An 18,020-nucleotide genomic window follows, 5' to 3' on the forward strand; every position below is an offset into this window, starting at 1 on the left:
GATGAGATCAAACCTGAAAGGGCGGACCAGTCCGCCCTTTTTGGCTGTGAAGGAGTTGGGTGGATGTGAAGCGAAGGACAAGGATGTTTACGTTATTTCTACTGCTTATCATTATAGCAGGAGGTGCAGCCCTCTATATCTGGAATGCCATGCAGCCTGTTCAGCCCCAAACACAACCCGTTGCTTTTACGGTGGTGCAGGGAACAGGAACATCGGCTATTGCAGATACGCTGGAGCAAAAGGGACTTATACGTAATGCGCTCGTGTTTAAGGCTTATGTAAAATTCAAACAGCAAGGAAGCGGATTTCAGGCCGGAAAATATGAGGCGAAGCCTGGCGCAACCTTTGATCAGTTGATTACTAAGTTATCGGCTGGAGATGTTGTCAAAGAGGAAATGATTCGTTTTACAATCCCGGAAGGTTTTACGATTAGACAGATGGCTGATAAGCTGCAAAAGGAAGGACTGGCAGACCGGCAGCAATTTTTGCAGCTGGCCAACGATCCGTCCGCTTTTGACGTCGCGCTAGTGCGGGACATTCCAAAGCAGGCGGGGCTTCGCTATGCGCTGGAGGGCTATCTTTTCCCGGAAACCTATGAGCTGAAAAAGGGTAGTACGGCCAAAGATATTATACAGGCGATGCTAGAACAGACGCAAAAACGGCTGGAGACTGTTTCTGATTTGGATGCCAAGCTAAAACAACGGGGTGAAACGCTGCATCAACTGCTGACAGTTGCTTCTCTCGTAGAGCGCGAAGTGGTTGTGGAAGATGAGCGGTCTGTAGTAGCTGGCGTCATTTATAACCGACTCAAACAGGATAAGAAGCTGGAAATTGATGCTACAGTTCAATATATGCTGGATAAGCAAAAGGAACGGCTGTATTACAAGGATTTGGCTGTGGAAAGCCCTTATAATACGTATATGCATCAGGGACTTCCACCAGGGCCGATTGCAAGTCCCAGTCTGAAATCAGTGATAGCGGCTTTACAGCCGAAAGCTACAGATTATTTGTTTTACGTGACCAAAAAAGATGGGACACATGAACATTTGTTTGCCAAAACGTATAAAGAACATTTGCATAACATTCAGGTAAGTAACCGTAAGACAAATTAGGAGGTGAGCCTATGGCTTACAAACCCGAACTACTGGCAACTGCCAGCTCTCCGGAGGATGCCCGCCATATGCTGGAGGCTGGAGCTACTGCATTACTTATTGGAGATGACCGCTTTGGAATGCGGCTGCCGGGACATTTTACACCGGACCAAATCCGTGAAGTGGTGGAAGAGGCACGGAAGCATACGGCGCAGGTATACGTATCCATGACGAATTTGATGACGAACGAGCTATTGCCGCTCCTTCCCGAATATGTGCAGACCCTAGCTGGATGCGGCATAGACGCCATTGAGTTTAATGATCCCGCAGTGCTCATGGCCGTGAAGGAGTACGCCCCGCATCTTAAGCTGTTCTGGAACGGTGAGATGATCTCCACCAACTTCGCAACCGCCAACTATTGGGGTGAAAAAGGAGCTTCCCGGGTCATTTTGGCTCGTGAGCTCAGTATGGATGAAATTACCGAAATGATACCAAAGTTGAACATAGAAGCACAGGTTCAGGTACATGGCATGACCAATATTTATCACTCCAAGCGTAAGCTTGTTCAAAGTTATATGCTGCACCAGGGACGTAATGTGGAAGGCGATTTGGGTAGAGGGCGCGGCTTGTTTCTGATTGAAGCAGAGCGGAAGGAAGAGAAGTTCCCCATCTACGAGGATATTAATGGGACACATATTATGAGTTCAGATGATTTTTGTATCATGGAGGACCTGCATATTCTGATGGAGGCGGGCGTGCATAGTTTTAAGATCGAGGGCTTATTGAAACCTACGGCTTACAATGAGGCGGTTGTTCGTGCTTATCGTAAAGCCATAGATAATTATACAGCTGACCCGGATGCTTATGCTTATGATGAAAGCTGGCTGGATGAAGTTCGCCGTCTTCAAGATCCGGAACGGGAACTTTCCTTCGGATTTTTCTATAAAGAGCAGGTTTATTAATTTTAAAATGAATTCACAGAGGGGGGAACGTCATGGGGACGATAACCAAAACGAGAAAATATATAGGTAAACGGAATCGTCTGGATAAGCCGGAGCTATTGGCTCCTGCCGGAAATCTGGAAAAGCTGAAGTTTGCCGTTCACTATGGCGCGGATGCTGTATATATTGGTGGACAAAAATATGGTCTGCGTTCTAACGCCGATAATTTCAGTTTTGAAGAAATGCGCGAAGGTGTAGAATTTGCTAACAAGTACGGTGCTAAGGTGCTTGTAGCCACCAATATCTATGCCCACAATGAGGATATTGCCGGAATCGAAGAATACTTGCGCAATCTGTACGAGGCAGGAATTCATGCCGTTATCGTCGCTGATCCGGCTATTGTATCCGTGGCATTGCGTGCTGTTCCTGGATTGGAAGTGCATTTGAGTACACAGCAGTCCACACTGAACTGGCAAGCGGTAAAGTTTTGGAAAAACGAGGGACTACCGCGTGTGGTACTGGGACGTGAGACCAGTCTGGAGGAAATCGAAGAAATTAAAAAGCATGTGGACATCGAAATCGAAGCATTCGTCCATGGTGCGATGTGCTCTTCATTTTCCGGCCGCTGCGTGTTGTCCAATCACTTTACAGACCGTGATTCCAATCGTGGAGGATGTTGTCAGTCTTGCCGCTGGAAATACGATTTGTTTGAGGATGCCCGCCCAGGTGAGGTTTGGATATCTGAGGAAGAGGCACAGGAGAGCAATGCACTGAAACAGTTCCAGCTTGGTGTTAACCAGCTTCCACTGTTCGAAGAGAGCGATAATGCCTTTTCTATGGGTTCCAAGGATCTGTGTATGATTGAAAATGTCCCTGATCTGATTGATGTAGGTGTAGACAGCTTTAAAGTGGAGGGACGTATGAAGTCCATTCACTATGTGGCTACCGTCGTGAATGTCTATCGTCAAGCGATTGATTCCTACATGGCAGATCCTGAAAATTATGTGCTCAAACCAGAATGGATTGAAGAAATTAACAAGGCAGCCAATCGTCCGTTGAATACAGGGTTTTTCTACGATACACCGGATCATGAAGATCATATTTATGAGCCGGAAGAAAAGGCAGTCCCTTATGATTTTGCCGGACTGGTCATGGACTACGATGCCGCGAGTGGCATTGCAACCATTCAACAACGGAACCATTTTAAACCAGGGCATGAAATCGAATTTTTCGGTCCGAACGGAACATTCTTTAAACAAACGGTCGGAACGATCTGGGATGAGGAAGGCAACGAATTGGATGCTGCTCGTCACCCGCTTCAACGAATTAGAATGAAGGTAGATCAGCCCGTATCGTATTTTGATATGATGCGTAAAAAGAAGTAAATAAGCCTTAAGTCACAGGTGAAAAGATTCAAAAGCCTCTCCTATCGGTTGGAGAGGCTTTTTTTTGAATAGTTTTCTAGGAAAAAAGTTTCACAAAATTTAGTTGATACTCAAAGGAAAGCTACATTCCTTGTCGAATAGTTCCGATAGAAGTTATATAGATAATAGATACATAATGGATGACGTGGAATTAGAAACTAATTATATGGTGGTAGGTGAGAGAAATGGGTTTACGGAAAAAAGAGGGGAATACAGCAAAAAGGCAACCCAAGAAAACGGATCAAATGCAGGGTTTGAAAGGCAGTAAAGTGACAACGGATAAAGAGGAACAAAAGGTTGCGGTGTCTTCGAAGGTTGCCCCCTGGGTAGCTAAGGCAACTCGTAAAGGTACACACAATTTAAAGCGTTTACTTAAGCCGGAAAGGTACAGTAAAGATTTCATGCATTTGGTCAAAAACTATAATCCGATACGTTCGGTTGGAATGAAGTTGTTTCTGATCTTTTTTGCGGCAATTATGTTATTTGTGGTCAGCTTGGGGATGCTCTCATACTACAAGGCTAAAAGTACGATTGAGCAAAATGCAGCTACGGCTTATCAGCAGACCGTCCAGCAAACTTCAGAAAAGCTTGATATTATTCTAGAGCGCTTTCAAGACACGTCGACACAGGTATTTTTCGATACTGAATTAAGTGATCAGTTGCAAAAGGCAGTAAAGCAAGATAAAAATCCCTTTGCATCTTTTGTTGCTATGGGCGAAGTGAATAAGAAGCTAACGAATCTTGCTTTTACGAATAAAGCGATTGATTCAATGTACTTGTACCCGGAAGAAACCAATTTAGCTGCTATGGGCACCGGAACACAAAAGGATGTACGGCAGGAAGAGTGGTTTAAGGATATTTTGAAAAACAAAGGAATTGTTTGGCTACCTACGCAGGTGAATGACAATGGTAGCAAGACCTTTCGTCTGGCACGCTCCATGAACAGCATGTCCGGGTTGGGAGGGACTTATGTTCTGGTTATGGATTTAAAGTCCAGTGCGGTGGAGGACGAGTTAAAAGGTATTAATTTGGGTTCAGGCAGTATGATTAGTCTTGTGACAGACAAGGGTGAGTTTGTAGGTTCTAACAATGAGGGCTTGGCAGGAGGAAAGACAAAGCTGGATTACGTGTCCAAGCTTGAAGGGATCGAAGGAAATCAAATTATGGAGCAGGAAGCAGACGGCAAAAAGCAAAGTGTGCTTGCGGTTCATAATACACTGGGAACTTCCAAGTGGATTCTCGTGGGTGTAGTACCTGTATCTGAGCTGGTGAAAGACGCTAAGGGGATACTAACTACAACCTGGATATTTGCCGCAGTGGCTGCACTCATTGCATTGTTCATTGGCCTGTGGATCGTGCGTCTCGTGGCTCGTCCATTGACACATCTGAAGGATTTAATGGTCGAAGGCGCCAAAGGCAACTTGCAAATCCGAACGAACTATAAGGCTCAGGATGAAATTGGGCAGTTGTCAGAAAGCTTTGATACGATGATGGAGCAAATTACATTGCTGGTAGAACAGACGAATGCCTCAGCTCAGGAGGTTCTGAATACAGCGACGGAACTAGGCGATGCCTCGAAGAAGACAGCCATTTCAGCCAAAGAAATTGCAGCAGCAACGGAAGAGATTGCTCATGGCGCCGCCAGTTTGGCAACAGAGGCTGAACGTGGCAGCGGACTTACCGGGAATATATCTCAGCAAATGGATACGGTTATGGCTTCCAATCATGAAATGAGTCTGGTCGCACAAGAAGTTGAACAATCCAGTGAACAAGGGACCATTCAGCTGAAAAATCTATTGAGCAAGACTAAGGTTACGGAAGAAACTACGCATGCTCTGGTGGGCAAAGTAGATGAACTGAAGAAGACAACTTCCGATGTCTTTAAGGTGCTGGACGTATTACAGGATATTGCTAAACAAACGAACATTCTATCACTGAATGCGACGATTGAAGCAGCACGAGCGGGGACGGCTGGGCGTGGTTTTATGGTGGTAGCTAATGAGGTTCGGCAGTTGGCTGAACAATCACGTCAAGCTATTCGTACGGCTACAGGCATTACTAACAACATCGTCAATGAAATGAATGAAACGGTACAGGCATTATCTGAGGTGTACCCGCTGTTCCGGGAACAGATGGGAGCCGTGCAGGAAACAACGGACATTTTCCAATCGGTTCAGCAGCAAATGGGAGAGTTCGCGCTACGATTGGGAACGGTCACTGCCTCCATTCATCATCTGAGTGAATCGCAGACCACTTTGTCCGAGGCAATGACCAATGTAAGTGCGGTAGCCGAGCAATCCTCAGCTACTTCGCAGGAAGTCGCTTCGCTCAGCACTGAACAGGCTAATATTGGTAATCAACTGGTAGGTTTGTCGGATAAGCTGGAAGGAGTATCAGTGAACTTGAAGGAACAGCTTTCGCGGTTTACGGTGTAGATATAACAAAACCATGGAAATCAGGATTGTCACTGATCTCCGTGGTTTTGTACTTTTTATTAGTAGATGTGCTTAAAAATCCCTCAAGAAGGAAAGCAAAAGATGAATACAAACACAAAGGTAGCTTGGGTTGTACTGGCCATTACCATTTTTATTACGGTTTTTTATTCGTTAGACGAGTTTTTAAATTGGAGCCCAGAAGCAGACATCACAAGATACAAATAAATTCGGAAACCCATTCACGTTAAAAGTTGAGTGGGTTTTCTTTTTCAACTACAGGACATACTACTGGAAAAAAGATGAAAGAAGGATGGGTGTGCCGAGGCGTGGTAGCAGTTTCATACGAAAACGTCGAATTGCATATATGGGCTTGGGGGTGATGGCGCTACTGCTGATTTTATTATTCCGACTGGCTTGGATTCAGGGGACAGCGGGCATTCATATGTCCGTCTATGGGGGGCATTCGCTTAAGGAAATGTCAGCACGTCAGCGACAGGAGGGCATTTCTATCGACTCTGGACGTGGACAGTTTACGGACCGGCATGGGCAACCCTTGACTGGCGGAGTCGTATGGGCGCCAGTGCTTTTTCCCGATGTAGATGGCAAAGCGGCTTTACATGGCGAAGAACTGGCCAAGCTACTGCGTACGAATAAAAAGCAACTACTGACACGATGGAAAGGGCTGCAATCCCCGCTCATATGGCGAGATGGGCGCGGAGAGCCCGTACAAATCAATCCGAATGAAGCAGGCAAGCTGCTGAAGCTAGCCCCTTCGCTTATTGAGCTTGTACCTTATGCGAAACGTTACAGGGATTTGCCCAATGGCAGGCAATGGCTTGGCTTTCTGTATGAACGTGCCGACCGAGCGAGTGAACTGCCGATGGGGGCAGCCGGGCTGGAAAGAACGCTGGAGCCGCTGCTGAGCGGCGTCGGTGAAACGTTCGTCTCCCGATTTGTAGATGCGCAGCGTCGTCCATTGACTCATATACCGTTGCGTGTCAGTGCTCCATCCAATGGTCACTATCCTTTACAAGTGCAGACTACAATTGATCTACCTATACAGGAACAGATTGAAAAGCTGACGGAATCTAGTCATTTGGCAGAAGGGGCGGTGGTAGTGCTCGATGCAGGCAACGCGGATTTACTGGCGATGGTGTCTCGCCCTTTTTATAATCCCGGTCATGTTGATCCCCAGAAAAAAACAGACTGGTCTAATCGTGCCCTCAAGGCGATAACGCCTGGATCCATTTTTAAGTTGGTTACGGCTGCTGCTGCACTTGAATCAGGTGTTGTCCAACCGCAGGAACAATTCCATTGTCATGGAACTTATGGCAAGTACGGTTTGGCTTGCTGGAAAAAAGAAGGACACGGTACCCTGAACCTGGAGGAAGGGCTTGCCGTATCCTGTAATAGTGTATTCGCTCATCTCGGCGAACGGCTTAATCCTGAGCAAATTCAGGCCACAGCCTCTGCACTGGGATTGAGCCGAACTGTGGGCTGGCAGGAGCGGAATCTTGCAGGACTACCTCAATTCAGACCGCTGGATCAAGAAGAAAAGGGAGCCGTATTCGGCTCCCATACGAACGCGTATGATCCGGGCGTACGTGTACAGACAGCTATCGGTCAGCGCGATGTGCTGGTAACGCCTCTCCAAGCTGCCAATCTCATCGTCACCTTGCTGCACGAGGGTCAAGTACATGCACCACGCATTGTCAAACGCATTAGCTACGCAGACGGTAGCACCTTACTGGAACTACCTGCTCATGCTGCATCTTCACCCGAGGGCAGCCGCTCGATTCACACATCGACGGCTCGCACGCTTCGTGAAGCAATGGAAAAGGTTGTGACACAGGGAACTGGTGCCTCCTTGCGTAATAAATCATGGATTCTGGCCGGCAAATCGGGTACGGCCCAAGCTTTAAAGAACGGTCAACCTATCAATCACCAGTGGTTTATAGGCTATGGTCCGATAGAGCGGCCTCGTTATGCGGTCGCCGTCCTTGTGCAAAATGCTTCAACACATTCTGCAAATCAAGCTACAGCACTGTTTGGTCAAGTAATGGATCTGTTAGCTCAATCCTCTTGAGTACCACGAGTAGCTTCACGATCTTCCTCCTGGATTTTTACGATAAACGGGGGCTCGTCAAATTCCTCTGTCGGAAACCGAATCCATTTCTGCAGATAGCCTTGCTGCCACAATTCCTTGAGCAAAATGATCAGAATGGGAGACAGGATTAATCCGGCCAGTCCAAAGATGGACAACGATATAATGGCAAAGGAAAGCATCAGATAGGCAGATGAAACACCGATGGAATTACCAGTGATTTTAGGCTCTGCCAGCTGGCGGACGATCACCGTCACAGCCATGACAATAAGCAGGCCTACAGCCAGGCCGGTATTGCCTGTGATGAACAGATACACGGCCCACGGAATAAAAATAACAGGCACACCCAGCAAGGGCAGAATATCAAACAAAGCTGCCACGAGCGCCAATGAGAGGGCATTATCCACTTGCAAAATGAGTAAACCTATAAATACGAGAACAAAGGTAATCCCTACCAGTAGAGCTTGAGCCTTGAGAAAAGCGGAGATAGCTTTAAGTACGTGATTTTTTAGAAAAAGGTAAGCAGTTTTTAGTGTCTTGGGTGTTTTACTACGAGCAATGCCCTTCCAAAGATTAATTTCCATACTTAAAAAGAACGCTAAAATGATGGCAATGGCAAAGTTGCCCATAAAAACAGTGAAAGAACTGAGGAACTGTATGAAAAAGGATAATCCTAGCTGTGCCCACTTCGTAGCAATGGTGGTGGCAGTCGCAAAATAATCATTCACACGTTCAGTAACACTCGGAGGTAAAGCAGCGATTTTATCTTGAGAAAGATGAAGATATCGCGTGAATTCCGCTTGGATAATCTGAGTATATTGTGGGAGGTTTTGCGCGACTTTCGTAAATTGCGTAACCAGAATCAGGCCCAATCCGAAAAAAATAGCAAGTAAGAGGATGATAAATAGCAATACGGAGAGTGCGGAGGCAAAAGGCTTTTTCATTCCTTTCCGATGAAAATAACGGGCAGCAGGTTCAATGCACCAGAACACGACGAACGAAAGGAACACAGGTGCGGCAAGTTGATACAGTTTGCTGGATACGAACATAATTAAATACACGGTTAATACGATCAAACCGATATCAAAAACGGTACGCCAATATTTTTTGTACAAGGGAAGCATATGTATACAACGACTCCTTTTAGATTTTTATTTATTGTACACTAAATTGGACCTCAATGCTGACCATATGCAATAGCGAAATCTCGGCATGTTTGCTTCATTGTGATAATATATAAGTAAGTGAGTTTTCCTCAGGAAGCCTGCTTGGGGAGTTCAGAATAGAAAAGTGGGGATAAAACGTGCAGACTTTGCTGTTATGGATGTTTTACATTTCAACTTTTTATGCTTTTATTCCGGCGCTGGTTAGTCGTATATTTGGTTTCCGGGTGTTCAGGCGCGGCAAAAGTGAGCAAGAATATGCACTCACCTTTGATGATGGCCCTGATCCAGTGTATACATCACAGCTGCTTGATTTACTGAAGCGTTTTGATGCCAAGGCTACTTTTTTTGTTGTTGGGATGAATGCAGAAAAACACCCTGAGCTTCTGAAACGCATGCATGATGAAGGTCATCTAATCGGTATTCATAATTATGTGCACAAATCGAATTGGCTTATGAGGCCTGTTACCGTCAGAAGACAAATTGCTCAGACAGAGTCAGTCATTCGTCGGGTAACTGGCGAGGGAACGACCTTTTATCGCCCACCTTGGGGGATAGTGAACTTTTTTGATATTTCCAACACCCATGGTCGTCGAATCGTATTATGGTCCTCCATGTTCGGGGACTGGAAGGCCAGCATCGGAGCGAAACAATTAGCGGAGAGAATGCTCAAAAAGCTGAGGGGTGGCGAGGTGATGCTGCTCCATGACTGTGGTACGACATTGGGGGCAGACGTGGAAGCGCCCCAGAATATGCTAATCGCACTGGAGAAGTTGCTGAGGGTCGCCCAAGAACGACAATTACGCAGCGTACGGGTGGATACATTGTTTTGCCGTCAGTCTGTCAATAAACCTACTGCCTCCGAGATGTCCAGTACGGGCTGGTTAAAAAGAACGCTGGTATTTGGATGGCTCCAGTATGAGCGGCTATTCCATGTTTTGTTTCGTCTTCGTCCCGTAAGCAAGGAGGATACGATCTTTTATTATCGTCGCCGTATCTATCATGGGCCAAATGTAAATATGGAGAACAGCAGGTGGTTAGAAAAAGGGGACCCGATAATTGAGCTTCATTTTGATAATAGAAAGTTATTTCAATTGGGTTCGACGGCAAAGTCGATGGTACATCTAGCTATTCAATTAATTCGGATTGTAAAAAAACAACTTCCTGATCTGGCCCAACGCATTGTACATGATTCTGAAATGAAGGGTGTAAAGGCGATATACGCAGTAAGTATGATTCATCGGGGACCAGAGAAGTTGGGATTTCAAGTTCGGGAGCTTCCCAAAGGACTGTTTAAGCATGTGTCCACTGTATATCTAAAGCTGTTATTTCGTGTTATCCATCCTTTGGGTTCAGAGCAATTGAGTGAAAAAAAAGATGTAATGGTACCGAAACTGATTGTGATGCCAATGGATACCTTGTTTGACCGTTTTCATCAGGGAGGCTTACACCGCTCAGACGAAGCTCTTGAGCAAACAGCACAGCGAGATGATGTCCATACACTCAACAGCGAAATGACTGAATAGGCTAAACCTAATGACCTAATAAAAAAATCCTCTCGATCCTTTGTTAGGGTCGAGAGGACTTTTAGCTGTTTATAAAGTAATCCTATCTTGGCAACGCATTTAGATTTTCATAATTCCGCCGTTACTTGCGTTCGTTACCAGCTTGGAATAACGTGCCAGGTAACCCGTTTTTACCTTCGGCTCAAAGCCTTTCCAGTTGGCGCGACGACGTTCAAATTCTTCGTCCGTAATGTGGAGCTCAATCTTACGATTGTTTAAGTCCAGCTCGATGATATCGCCGTCCTCAACAAAAGCGATAGGTCCGCCTTCTGCGGCTTCAGGGGAAATATGACCGATGGAGATACCGCGGGAAGCACCTGAGAATCGTCCGTCTGTAATCAGACCCACCTTGGCACCAAGCCCCATGCCCACGATTTGTGAAGTTGGAGCGAGCATTTCAGGCATACCAGGTCCGCCCTTTGGACCTTCATAACGGATAACAACAACGTGTCCTTCATTAATTTTACCGTTGGCGATACCTGCCAGTGCATCTTCCTGTGAATCAAAGCAGATAGCAGGACCTTTGTGATAACCACCAACCGAAGGATCAACTGCACCGACTTTAATGATGGAGCCTTGCGGTGCCAGATTACCGAATAATACAGCTAGGCCGCCACGTTCAGAATAAGGGTTGTCCAGTTTATGGATGACGTTAGTATCCAGAATTTCCTGACCTTCTACGTTTTCACGAATGGTTTTTCCGGTCACAGTAATACAGTCTCCATGCAGTGCGCCCGGTTTCTTCAACAATTCATTCAGCACTGCGCTTACGCCGCCTGCATTATGGACATCCTCAATATGATAGTCGGAAGCAGGTGCCAATTTGGACAAATGAGGTACGCGGTTTGCGACTTCATTAATACGTTCGATAGGGTAGTCAACTTCTGCTTCATGGGCAAGTGCCAATGTATGCAATACTGTATTCGTGGAACCGCCCATTGCCATATCCAATGCAAATGCATTATCAATAGCCTCTTTAGTCACGATATCACGTGGTTTAAGATCCAACTTAATCAATTCCATTAATTGGCGTGCAGATTGTTTAACGAATTCTTTACGTTCTTCTGCTACTGCGAGAATGGTGCCGTTACCCGGCATAGCCAGACCCATTGCTTCTGCGAGACAGTTCATGGAATTCGCTGTGAACATCCCTGAACAGGAGCCACATGTCGGACAGCCATATTGTTCTAATTCAAGCAAGCTTTGATCGTCGATTTTACCAGCCTGATATGCACCTACGCCTTCGAAGACGGAGGTCAGGGAAATAGAGCGTCCGTTCTTGTCTTTACCAGCTTTCATAGGACCGCCGCTGACGAAAATAGTTGGAATGTTAACGCGCAATGCGCCCATCATCATGCCAGGGGTAATTTTATCACAGTTAGGAATACAAACCATGCCGTCAAACCAGTGAGCGGAAACGACAGTTTCCAGAGAGTCAGCTATAATTTCGCGGCTTGGCAGAGAATAACGCATACCGATGTGTCCCATAGCAATGCCGTCATCTACACCGATGGTGTTAAACTCGAAAGGTACACCGCCTGCTTCACGAATGGCTTGCTTGACAATTTTGCCAAATTCCTGCAAATGGACGTGGCCCGGTACGATATCAATATACGAGTTGCATACCGCAATAAACGGTTTGTCAAAATCTTCTTCCTTGACACCCGCTGCGCGCAGCAAGCTGCGGTGAGGAGCGCGGTCAAAGCCTTTTTTAATCATATCGGAACGCATTTTCGTCTTAGCTGTCATGATGCTGGTTTCCCCCCAAAGTATAAAAATAGTATGGCGTTCAATGGACGCCGTAATAGCGCAGATGTTTTCTAAAGAGTCTATCATAGATGTGAGCTTTTTTCTACATATATGAAGATTTTGAAAAAGTAATAGTAGGGTTCTGTAATCAACAATATATAGACATGAGCAGTTTTATTTGTCTATATATTGCATTTAGAAGAGTTAGAATTTGATTCTATTAGAAATATGTATACTGACATGTTTGCGTATCAGTTAAAATATGAAAGAGCCCATTCTGCAATAAAGCGGATGGGCTCAAGCTTGTTTTATGTTAAAGGAGGGCGGAATATGATATTACACCTTAATTTCTGCCGCCTTTACGACCGATGTCTCTGTAGAAATTTTTGTCATGCGACTCAGCTGTAGCATCGCCGCCTTTTTTGCCGATTTCCTGATAAAATTCTTTATCGTGAGAGTTTGCGGTTGCTTCCCCGCCCTTTTTACCAATCTCCTGATAAAATTCCTTATTGTGCTTCTTGGAAGTAGCTTCTCCACCCATACGACCTGCTTCTTCGCGACTCATTTTCCCCTGATTTTGATTACGTGCCATTACAAATCACTCCTTAATAAAAAAGTTGTTTTTTGTTGCGCGCATCCTTTACTTACCACATCACGCCTGTATGAAACAGGCTCCAAGTGGAGTAAAGAGGGGGTAGACTCGCTTACATGTTCGTCTGTGAGTGGGTTGTCGCGTGTTCAATGTTAAATAAAAAATGGATAAAAAGATTACGCGGACCGTCTAAAAGGATAAGGAGCTGGCTTTAGCATCCACTCTACCTGTGGCTCAATCAGAGGTCGTGTTGCAGTTCGAACCCAAGGCATGGTCAACATACAGCACAGACCTGCAGCACACACTACAATCAACATGACTTCCACTGGAGTATCTATATATTCGTAGACTCCCTTTGCAACGACGGTACGGACGATCAAACCATGGAGTAAAAAGACATATAGTGTCCGTCTCCCCATCTCGGTTATACGTCCTGTGACAGCTGGAACAAAGCTTAGGAACGCCATGGATGCTATCCATTGAACTCCATAAATGCCGATGCGGTAAATTCCTGCGTACCATTCGGTATGGCCCAATTCACCGTAAGTCATGTTGCCATACAGCCAGCCTGCTGGGATGCCGAAATACGACGTTCCCGCCAGTACCATAAGCAGAAGAGATACAACGCCAGCGATTATGCGGACTGGAGCTGTGAAGAACCGTCGAACGTCTGCATAATTCAAATGATAACCTGCTACAAAGTAAGGCAAATAAACAAAGGTTCTGCATACGCTCAGCCATATACCATCCACAGGGAGATACCCGACGAGGATACCCAGCAGCACGGATATACCCAATTGGAGGACAGGTGGTATTTTCTGAAAAGACAGCATCAGCAGTCTCCAACAGATATGGCTGGCAAGGAACCAGAGTAGCAGATAAGGAGCAAAGAACGAATGATGGATATGGGGAACGTGGAAGAGTGCAACATCCAAGATCGAATAGAGCGATTGAAAAATAAGATATTGCATACCGATCTGAAGCAGAACTTTTCGGCCTGCTGATCCGGTCAAAGAAGTTTGGGCAAAGTAGCCTGTAACGAGTACAAACAACGGCATATGAAACATGAATATCCAGCTGAACCATTGTTGGGCAATATGAAGTGAACCGACTAGAGGCTCCAGAGCATTCCCTGCAAATACGCATATGATCAACAGAAATCGCAAATTGAGAAAGAAGCTTTCCCCTTGTACATCATGGCTTGTCGTCATGTGTTTCCCTCCGAACGGCTTCTGCCGACTAAACTATTTAAAAAATAATTCTTTACAAGGAACAAGGTACGATACTCTGGACTTTATCATTGTGATTTTATTCACAATAGTAAGCGTTATCATAACCTTATTGTGTGGCGAAAGCTTGAACACCGGACAAAGATGGGCTAAGACGTGGAAATGTATGCTGATTTGACCCTGTATGTGCAACGATGTTACCCTAACAAGGCTAGTTACGCTGATGAATACAGCGGTACATTTTATATTCAAATTACGAATTACGAGGTACGAAAGGCGAAAGGAACTTTTACAATGAGAAGAAGAACAAGAAGATCATACAATTCATATGGGACACGTGGTCCTCGGAAAATATGGAAAATTCTCTTAGGCATCCTGATTGTCATTGTACTGATCGCAGGGTGGGGAGCATGGAAGGTATTTACGCCTTATCAGCCTGACGAGACGGCTGCTGCTGCATTAGCTGAAGTAGCGGATGCTGTGAAAGTAAATGAACAAGAACATTGGGTTGGTTTTGAGCCTGTAAAAAGAAGCGGAGCCGGAGTCATTTTGTATCCAGGGGCGTTGGTGAAGCCCGAAAGTTATGCGCCCTTGGCACGCCGTCTGGCGGAAAAGGGTCATCATGTGATCATTGCAAAAATGCCACTGAACCTTGCATTGATCTCCCCGGATTTAGCGAATGAAGTGCTAAAGGCATATCCGAAAGAAGCGTTTGTTATTGGAGGCCATTCGTTAGGCGGTGTGATGGCGGCCCGATATGCAGCTGCACATCCTGATCAGGTCAAAGGTGTATTTTTCCTCGCCTCCTACCCGGATAACAAGGGTAATTTAAAGGATAAAAATCTGCCCGTTATTTCTCTACTGGGAAGTGATGATGGAGTCGTCCAGATGGAAAATGTCCAAAGTGGAAGAACTTATTTACCAGCCAACACGCTGTATTTTACAGTCGAAGGGGGAAATCATGCCCAATTCGGCAGTTATGGTGTCCAAAAAGGGGATAATCCTGCAAAAATTAGCGCTGCCGAGCAATGGAATCAGACGGTAACGGCTTTACAGGACTGGATGAAAGAGAGTGTGGATGTGGCTTCTAAGAATCAGTAAAGGAGGTGTGCTGCATGTCTGAGCTGATCGTGCAGGGGGAGCGGTACCCATGCCGTGGTATTTTATTGGATAAAGATGGAACGTTGCTGGATTTTATTCAGTTGTGGGGCCCCTGGGCTCGTTCTATACTGGATATGATGGAGCAGCATCTTACCGTGGCGGGTGCCGGTTTTACGGTGGAAAAAGGTACCGTTCTAGGTACTGTTCACGATCAAGAGGGACGTGTGATCGGTTACGACCCTTCTGGCCCGCTGGCCATGGGGACGGTGGACGAAAGTACGGGGGTACTGGCTTGGCAGCTTTATAATGCTGGTGTACCGTGGAATGAAGCTGTGCGGCTTGTCCGCGACTTTAATAAAACGGCGATGGCTGATATTCGGCGACATCGGGCAGCGAAGGTGTTTCCAGGGTTGCGGACGTTGCTTGAGCAAAGCCGCCATGCCGGGCTGAAGCTGGCGGTTGTGACCTCTGACAGTACAGAGGCTGCACAGGAGCATTTGGAGTGGATGGGGCTGACATCCTATTTTGACGAGATTATCGGACATGATAGGGTTACATACGGCAAGCCTGACCCGGAAATGGCTGAAAAAGCCTGCGCGTTACTAGGATTGTCGCCGGCGGACGTGGTAGTCATCGGAGACAGCAATGGGGATATGCAGATGGGCAAGCGTGCCGGAGTACGGCTCACTATTGGATTTGCGCCAGAAGCAGAACGTTCTGGTCATTTGCTGGATGCGGATAAGGTTGTTCGTGGATATGAAGAGCTGGAGGTGCGTAGGGTATGAAAGTTAATACGTTGGCGGAATGGATACAGCAATCGCAGAATATTGTTTTTTTCGGCGGAGCAGGGACATCGACGGAAAGCGGTATTCCGGATTTTCGTTCGGCAGCAGGCCTGTATCAAAGTGAGGAGAAATTGCCTTATTCCCCTGAGGTTATGCTTAGCCGTTCATTTTTTGTGAAGCATCCTGAAGTGTTCTTCGACTTCTATCGTAGCAAAATGCTGCATCCCGATGCGGAGCCGAATGGTTGTCATCATTTCCTCGCGTCATTGGAAAAGCAAGGCCGTCTAAAAGCGGTTGTGACACAAAATATTGACGGATTACATCAGGCGGCAGGTAGTGTGAATGTACTAGAACTTCATGGCTCGGTGCATCGCAACCACTGTATGGAATGCGGACGCTTTTACAATCTAGATGAAGTGATGAACAGCTCTGAGGTTGTACCCAAATGTCCGATAGATGGAGGAATTATCAAACCGGATGTCGTTTTATATGAGGAGGAGCTGAATCAGGATACCATTATTCAATCCGTTCAGGCTATTTCGCAGGCTGATTTGCTGTTAATTGGAGGAACGTCGCTGACAGTACATCCTGCTGCGGGCTTGATTACTTATTTTCGTGGTAAACATACGGTGCTGCTGAATACAGATCCCACCTCGTATGATCATAAGGCGGATCTTTTGATCACCGATCCAATCGGTAAAGTTATGGAAAAAATTGCTCATCAATTAGGTCTGTAATCGTTTTCTTGTCAACGCCTGGATAAAAGCGCTATGATGATGTTGTGATGGACATTACAATGTTTCGAGAGAGGCTGGGATAGCATGGTTTATTTAGCTGGCGAAGATCGTTATGAAAGTATGAAATATAACCGTACAGGGAGATCAGGTCTAAAACTGCCGGCTATTTCGCTGGGCTTGTGGCACAATTTTGGCGGGATTAACAACGCGGAGAATGGCCGTAGCATGATTACCCGCTCCTTTGATCTAGGAATTACGCATTTTGATTTAGCTAATAACTATGGCCCTCCTGCGGGATCAGCTGAGGAATTTTTTGGACAAGTCTTAGCCAGTGATATGAAACCGTACCGGGATGAGTTGGTCATCTCCACCAAAGCGGGCTACAATATGTGGGCAGGGCCTTATGGTGACTGGGGATCTCGCAAGTATATGATATCCAGTCTGGATCAGAGCCTGAAGCGGATGGGGCTGGACTATGTCGATATATTCTACTCTCACCGATTTGATCCTAATACGCCGCTGGAAGAAACGATGGGAGCACTGGATCATATCGTACGATCCGGCAAAGCGCTGTATGTGGGTGTGTCCAATTATAGTGCGGAGCAAACAGCAGAAGCAGCTCGCATTCTGAAGGAGCTGGGAACACCGCTTCTGATTCATCAGCCGAAATACTCCTTGCTCGACCGCTGGATTGAAAGCGGATTACAAGATGTACTGGACGAAAACGGGGTAGGCAGCATTGCCTTTTGCCCGCTGGCTCAGGGATTGCTGACCAATAAATATTTGAACGGAATCCCCGAGGATTCACGTGCAGCGAGTACATCGGTTTTCCTGAATGAGAACCATGTAACGCCAGAGACACTTCGCAAGGTACGCGCCCTGAATCAGATGGCTGCTGCACGCGGACAAAGTTTGGCTCAATTCTCGCTGGCCTGGGCTCTGCGCGGCGAACGTCTGACCTCTGTCTTGATTGGGGCAAGCCGTGTAAGCCAAATTGAAGAAAATGTTGCTACCTTATCCAATCTGGACTTTTCTCAGGAGGAACTGGATCGAATTGATTCGATTCTGAATGCCGGGAACTGACAGGACGGCGGCACAGCCTAA

At 46.2% G+C, this 18,020-nt stretch carries 14 protein-coding genes; 10 read left to right on the top strand and 4 right to left on the bottom strand.

Annotated features, from left to right (window positions below):
- Window positions 1-83 precede the first annotated feature (83 nt).
- From mltG to NSS66_RS13365, 5 genes are all read left to right on the top strand, one after another.
- Entirely contained in the window at window positions 84-1,112 is a 1,029-nt protein-coding gene (gene mltG / locus NSS66_RS13345) for an endolytic transglycosylase MltG (RefSeq protein ID WP_076265324.1), read from the top strand.
- An 11-nt stretch (window positions 1,113-1,123) separates the two neighbouring features.
- Window positions 1,124-2,053, top strand: coding sequence for a peptidase U32 family protein (locus NSS66_RS13350; protein WP_023989901.1), 930 nt, complete (start codon window positions 1,124-1,126; stop codon window positions 2,051-2,053).
- A 32-nt stretch (window positions 2,054-2,085) separates the two neighbouring features.
- Entirely contained in the window at window positions 2,086-3,417 is a 1,332-nt protein-coding gene (locus NSS66_RS13355) for a peptidase U32 family protein (RefSeq protein ID WP_013311519.1), read from the top strand.
- Between the two features lie 224 nt (window positions 3,418-3,641).
- Window positions 3,642-5,891 carry a methyl-accepting chemotaxis protein gene (locus NSS66_RS13360; protein WP_069079959.1) on the top strand — a complete coding sequence of 750 codons (2,250 nt, stop codon included), beginning with the start codon at window positions 3,642-3,644 and terminating at the stop codon, window positions 5,889-5,891.
- A gap of 310 nt (window positions 5,892-6,201) precedes the next feature.
- Window positions 6,202-7,977 carry a peptidoglycan D,D-transpeptidase FtsI family protein gene (locus NSS66_RS13365; protein ID WP_340959107.1) on the top strand — a complete coding sequence of 592 codons (1,776 nt, stop codon included), beginning with the start codon at window positions 6,202-6,204 and terminating at the stop codon, window positions 7,975-7,977.
- Here the strand turns inward: NSS66_RS13365 and NSS66_RS13370 are convergent.
- Window positions 7,965-9,119: an AI-2E family transporter gene (locus tag NSS66_RS13370; protein WP_023989897.1), complete on the bottom strand. Its 1,155-nt coding sequence runs from the start codon at window positions 9,117-9,119 to the stop codon at window positions 7,965-7,967. The two genes, NSS66_RS13365 and NSS66_RS13370, sit on opposite strands and share 13 nt — an antisense overlap.
- A 179-nt stretch (window positions 9,120-9,298) precedes the next feature.
- On the opposite strand from NSS66_RS13370, the gene NSS66_RS13375 reads away from it, so the two are divergent.
- On the top strand, window positions 9,299-10,684 hold the full coding sequence (locus NSS66_RS13375) for a polysaccharide deacetylase family protein (RefSeq protein ID WP_338532749.1): 1,386 nt from the start codon (window positions 9,299-9,301) through the stop codon (window positions 10,682-10,684).
- A 99-nt stretch (window positions 10,685-10,783) separates the two neighbouring features.
- Here the strand turns inward: NSS66_RS13375 and ilvD are convergent, their stop codons facing one another.
- The 3 genes from ilvD to NSS66_RS13390 form a co-directional block, all read right to left on the bottom strand.
- Window positions 10,784-12,472 (bottom strand): dihydroxy-acid dehydratase, encoded by a 1,689-nt coding sequence (gene ilvD, locus NSS66_RS13380; protein ID WP_023989895.1) that lies wholly within the window; start codon window positions 12,470-12,472, stop codon window positions 10,784-10,786.
- A gap of 343 nt (window positions 12,473-12,815) precedes the next feature.
- Complete coding sequence (locus NSS66_RS13385; RefSeq protein ID WP_023989894.1) at window positions 12,816-13,064, bottom strand: KGG domain-containing protein; 249 nt, start codon at window positions 13,062-13,064, stop codon at window positions 12,816-12,818.
- A 176-nt stretch (window positions 13,065-13,240) separates the two neighbouring features.
- On the bottom strand, window positions 13,241-14,275 hold the full coding sequence (locus tag NSS66_RS13390; RefSeq protein ID WP_023989893.1) for an acyltransferase family protein: 1,035 nt from the start codon (window positions 14,273-14,275) through the stop codon (window positions 13,241-13,243).
- A gap of 312 nt (window positions 14,276-14,587) precedes the next feature.
- Here NSS66_RS13390 and NSS66_RS13395 point away from each other — a divergent pair, with 312 nt between their 5' ends.
- The 4 genes from NSS66_RS13395 (at window position 14,588) to mgrA (ending at window position 17,999) form a co-directional block, all read left to right on the top strand.
- Window positions 14,588-15,394: an alpha/beta fold hydrolase gene (locus tag NSS66_RS13395; protein WP_028542443.1), complete on the top strand. Its 807-nt coding sequence runs from the start codon at window positions 14,588-14,590 to the stop codon at window positions 15,392-15,394.
- 14 nt (window positions 15,395-15,408) lie between these two features.
- Window positions 15,409-16,179 carry an HAD family hydrolase gene (locus NSS66_RS13400; RefSeq protein ID WP_028542444.1) on the top strand — a complete coding sequence of 257 codons (771 nt, stop codon included), beginning with the start codon at window positions 15,409-15,411 and terminating at the stop codon, window positions 16,177-16,179.
- Window positions 16,176-16,916 carry an NAD-dependent protein deacylase gene (locus NSS66_RS13405; protein ID WP_338532748.1) on the top strand — a complete coding sequence of 247 codons (741 nt, stop codon included), beginning with the start codon at window positions 16,176-16,178 and terminating at the stop codon, window positions 16,914-16,916. Before NSS66_RS13400 ends, NSS66_RS13405 begins: the two co-directional genes overlap by 4 nt.
- Before the next feature lie 84 nt (window positions 16,917-17,000).
- Window positions 17,001-17,999 (top strand): L-glyceraldehyde 3-phosphate reductase, encoded by a 999-nt coding sequence (gene mgrA / locus NSS66_RS13410; protein ID WP_068941994.1) that lies wholly within the window; start codon window positions 17,001-17,003, stop codon window positions 17,997-17,999.
- Window positions 18,000-18,020: the final 21 nt, after the last annotated feature.

It is taken from the genome of Paenibacillus sp. FSL R10-2748, from assembly GCF_038005565.1.
In the GTDB taxonomy this organism is placed as follows: domain Bacteria; phylum Bacillota; class Bacilli; order Paenibacillales; family Paenibacillaceae; genus Paenibacillus; species Paenibacillus polymyxa_B.

Excerpts from the sequence above, each read along its gene's own strand:
- mltG (WP_076265324.1), top strand. The coding sequence starts at position 84 with ATGTTTACGTTATTTCTACTGCTTATCATTATAGCAGGAGGTGCAGCC.
- NSS66_RS13350 (WP_023989901.1), top strand. The coding sequence starts at position 1,124 with ATGGCTTACAAACCCGAACTACTGGCAACTGCCAGCTCTCCGGAGGAT.
- NSS66_RS13355 (WP_013311519.1), top strand. The coding sequence starts at position 2,086 with ATGGGGACGATAACCAAAACGAGAAAATATATAGGTAAACGGAATCGT.
- NSS66_RS13360 (WP_069079959.1), top strand. The coding sequence starts at position 3,642 with ATGGGTTTACGGAAAAAAGAGGGGAATACAGCAAAAAGGCAACCCAAG.
- NSS66_RS13365 (WP_340959107.1), top strand. The coding sequence starts at position 6,202 with ATGGGTGTGCCGAGGCGTGGTAGCAGTTTCATACGAAAACGTCGAATT.
- NSS66_RS13370 (WP_023989897.1), bottom strand. The coding sequence starts at position 9,119 with ATGCTTCCCTTGTACAAAAAATATTGGCGTACCGTTTTTGATATCGGT.
- ilvD (WP_023989895.1), bottom strand. The coding sequence starts at position 12,472 with ATGACAGCTAAGACGAAAATGCGTTCCGATATGATTAAAAAAGGCTTT.
- NSS66_RS13385 (WP_023989894.1), bottom strand. The coding sequence starts at position 13,064 with ATGGCACGTAATCAAAATCAGGGGAAAATGAGTCGCGAAGAAGCAGGT.
- NSS66_RS13390 (WP_023989893.1), bottom strand. The coding sequence starts at position 14,275 with ATGACGACAAGCCATGATGTACAAGGGGAAAGCTTCTTTCTCAATTTG.
- NSS66_RS13395 (WP_028542443.1), top strand. The coding sequence starts at position 14,588 with ATGAGAAGAAGAACAAGAAGATCATACAATTCATATGGGACACGTGGT.
- NSS66_RS13400 (WP_028542444.1), top strand. The coding sequence starts at position 15,409 with ATGTCTGAGCTGATCGTGCAGGGGGAGCGGTACCCATGCCGTGGTATT.
- NSS66_RS13405 (WP_338532748.1), top strand. The coding sequence starts at position 16,176 with ATGAAAGTTAATACGTTGGCGGAATGGATACAGCAATCGCAGAATATT.
- mgrA (WP_068941994.1), top strand. The coding sequence starts at position 17,001 with ATGGTTTATTTAGCTGGCGAAGATCGTTATGAAAGTATGAAATATAAC.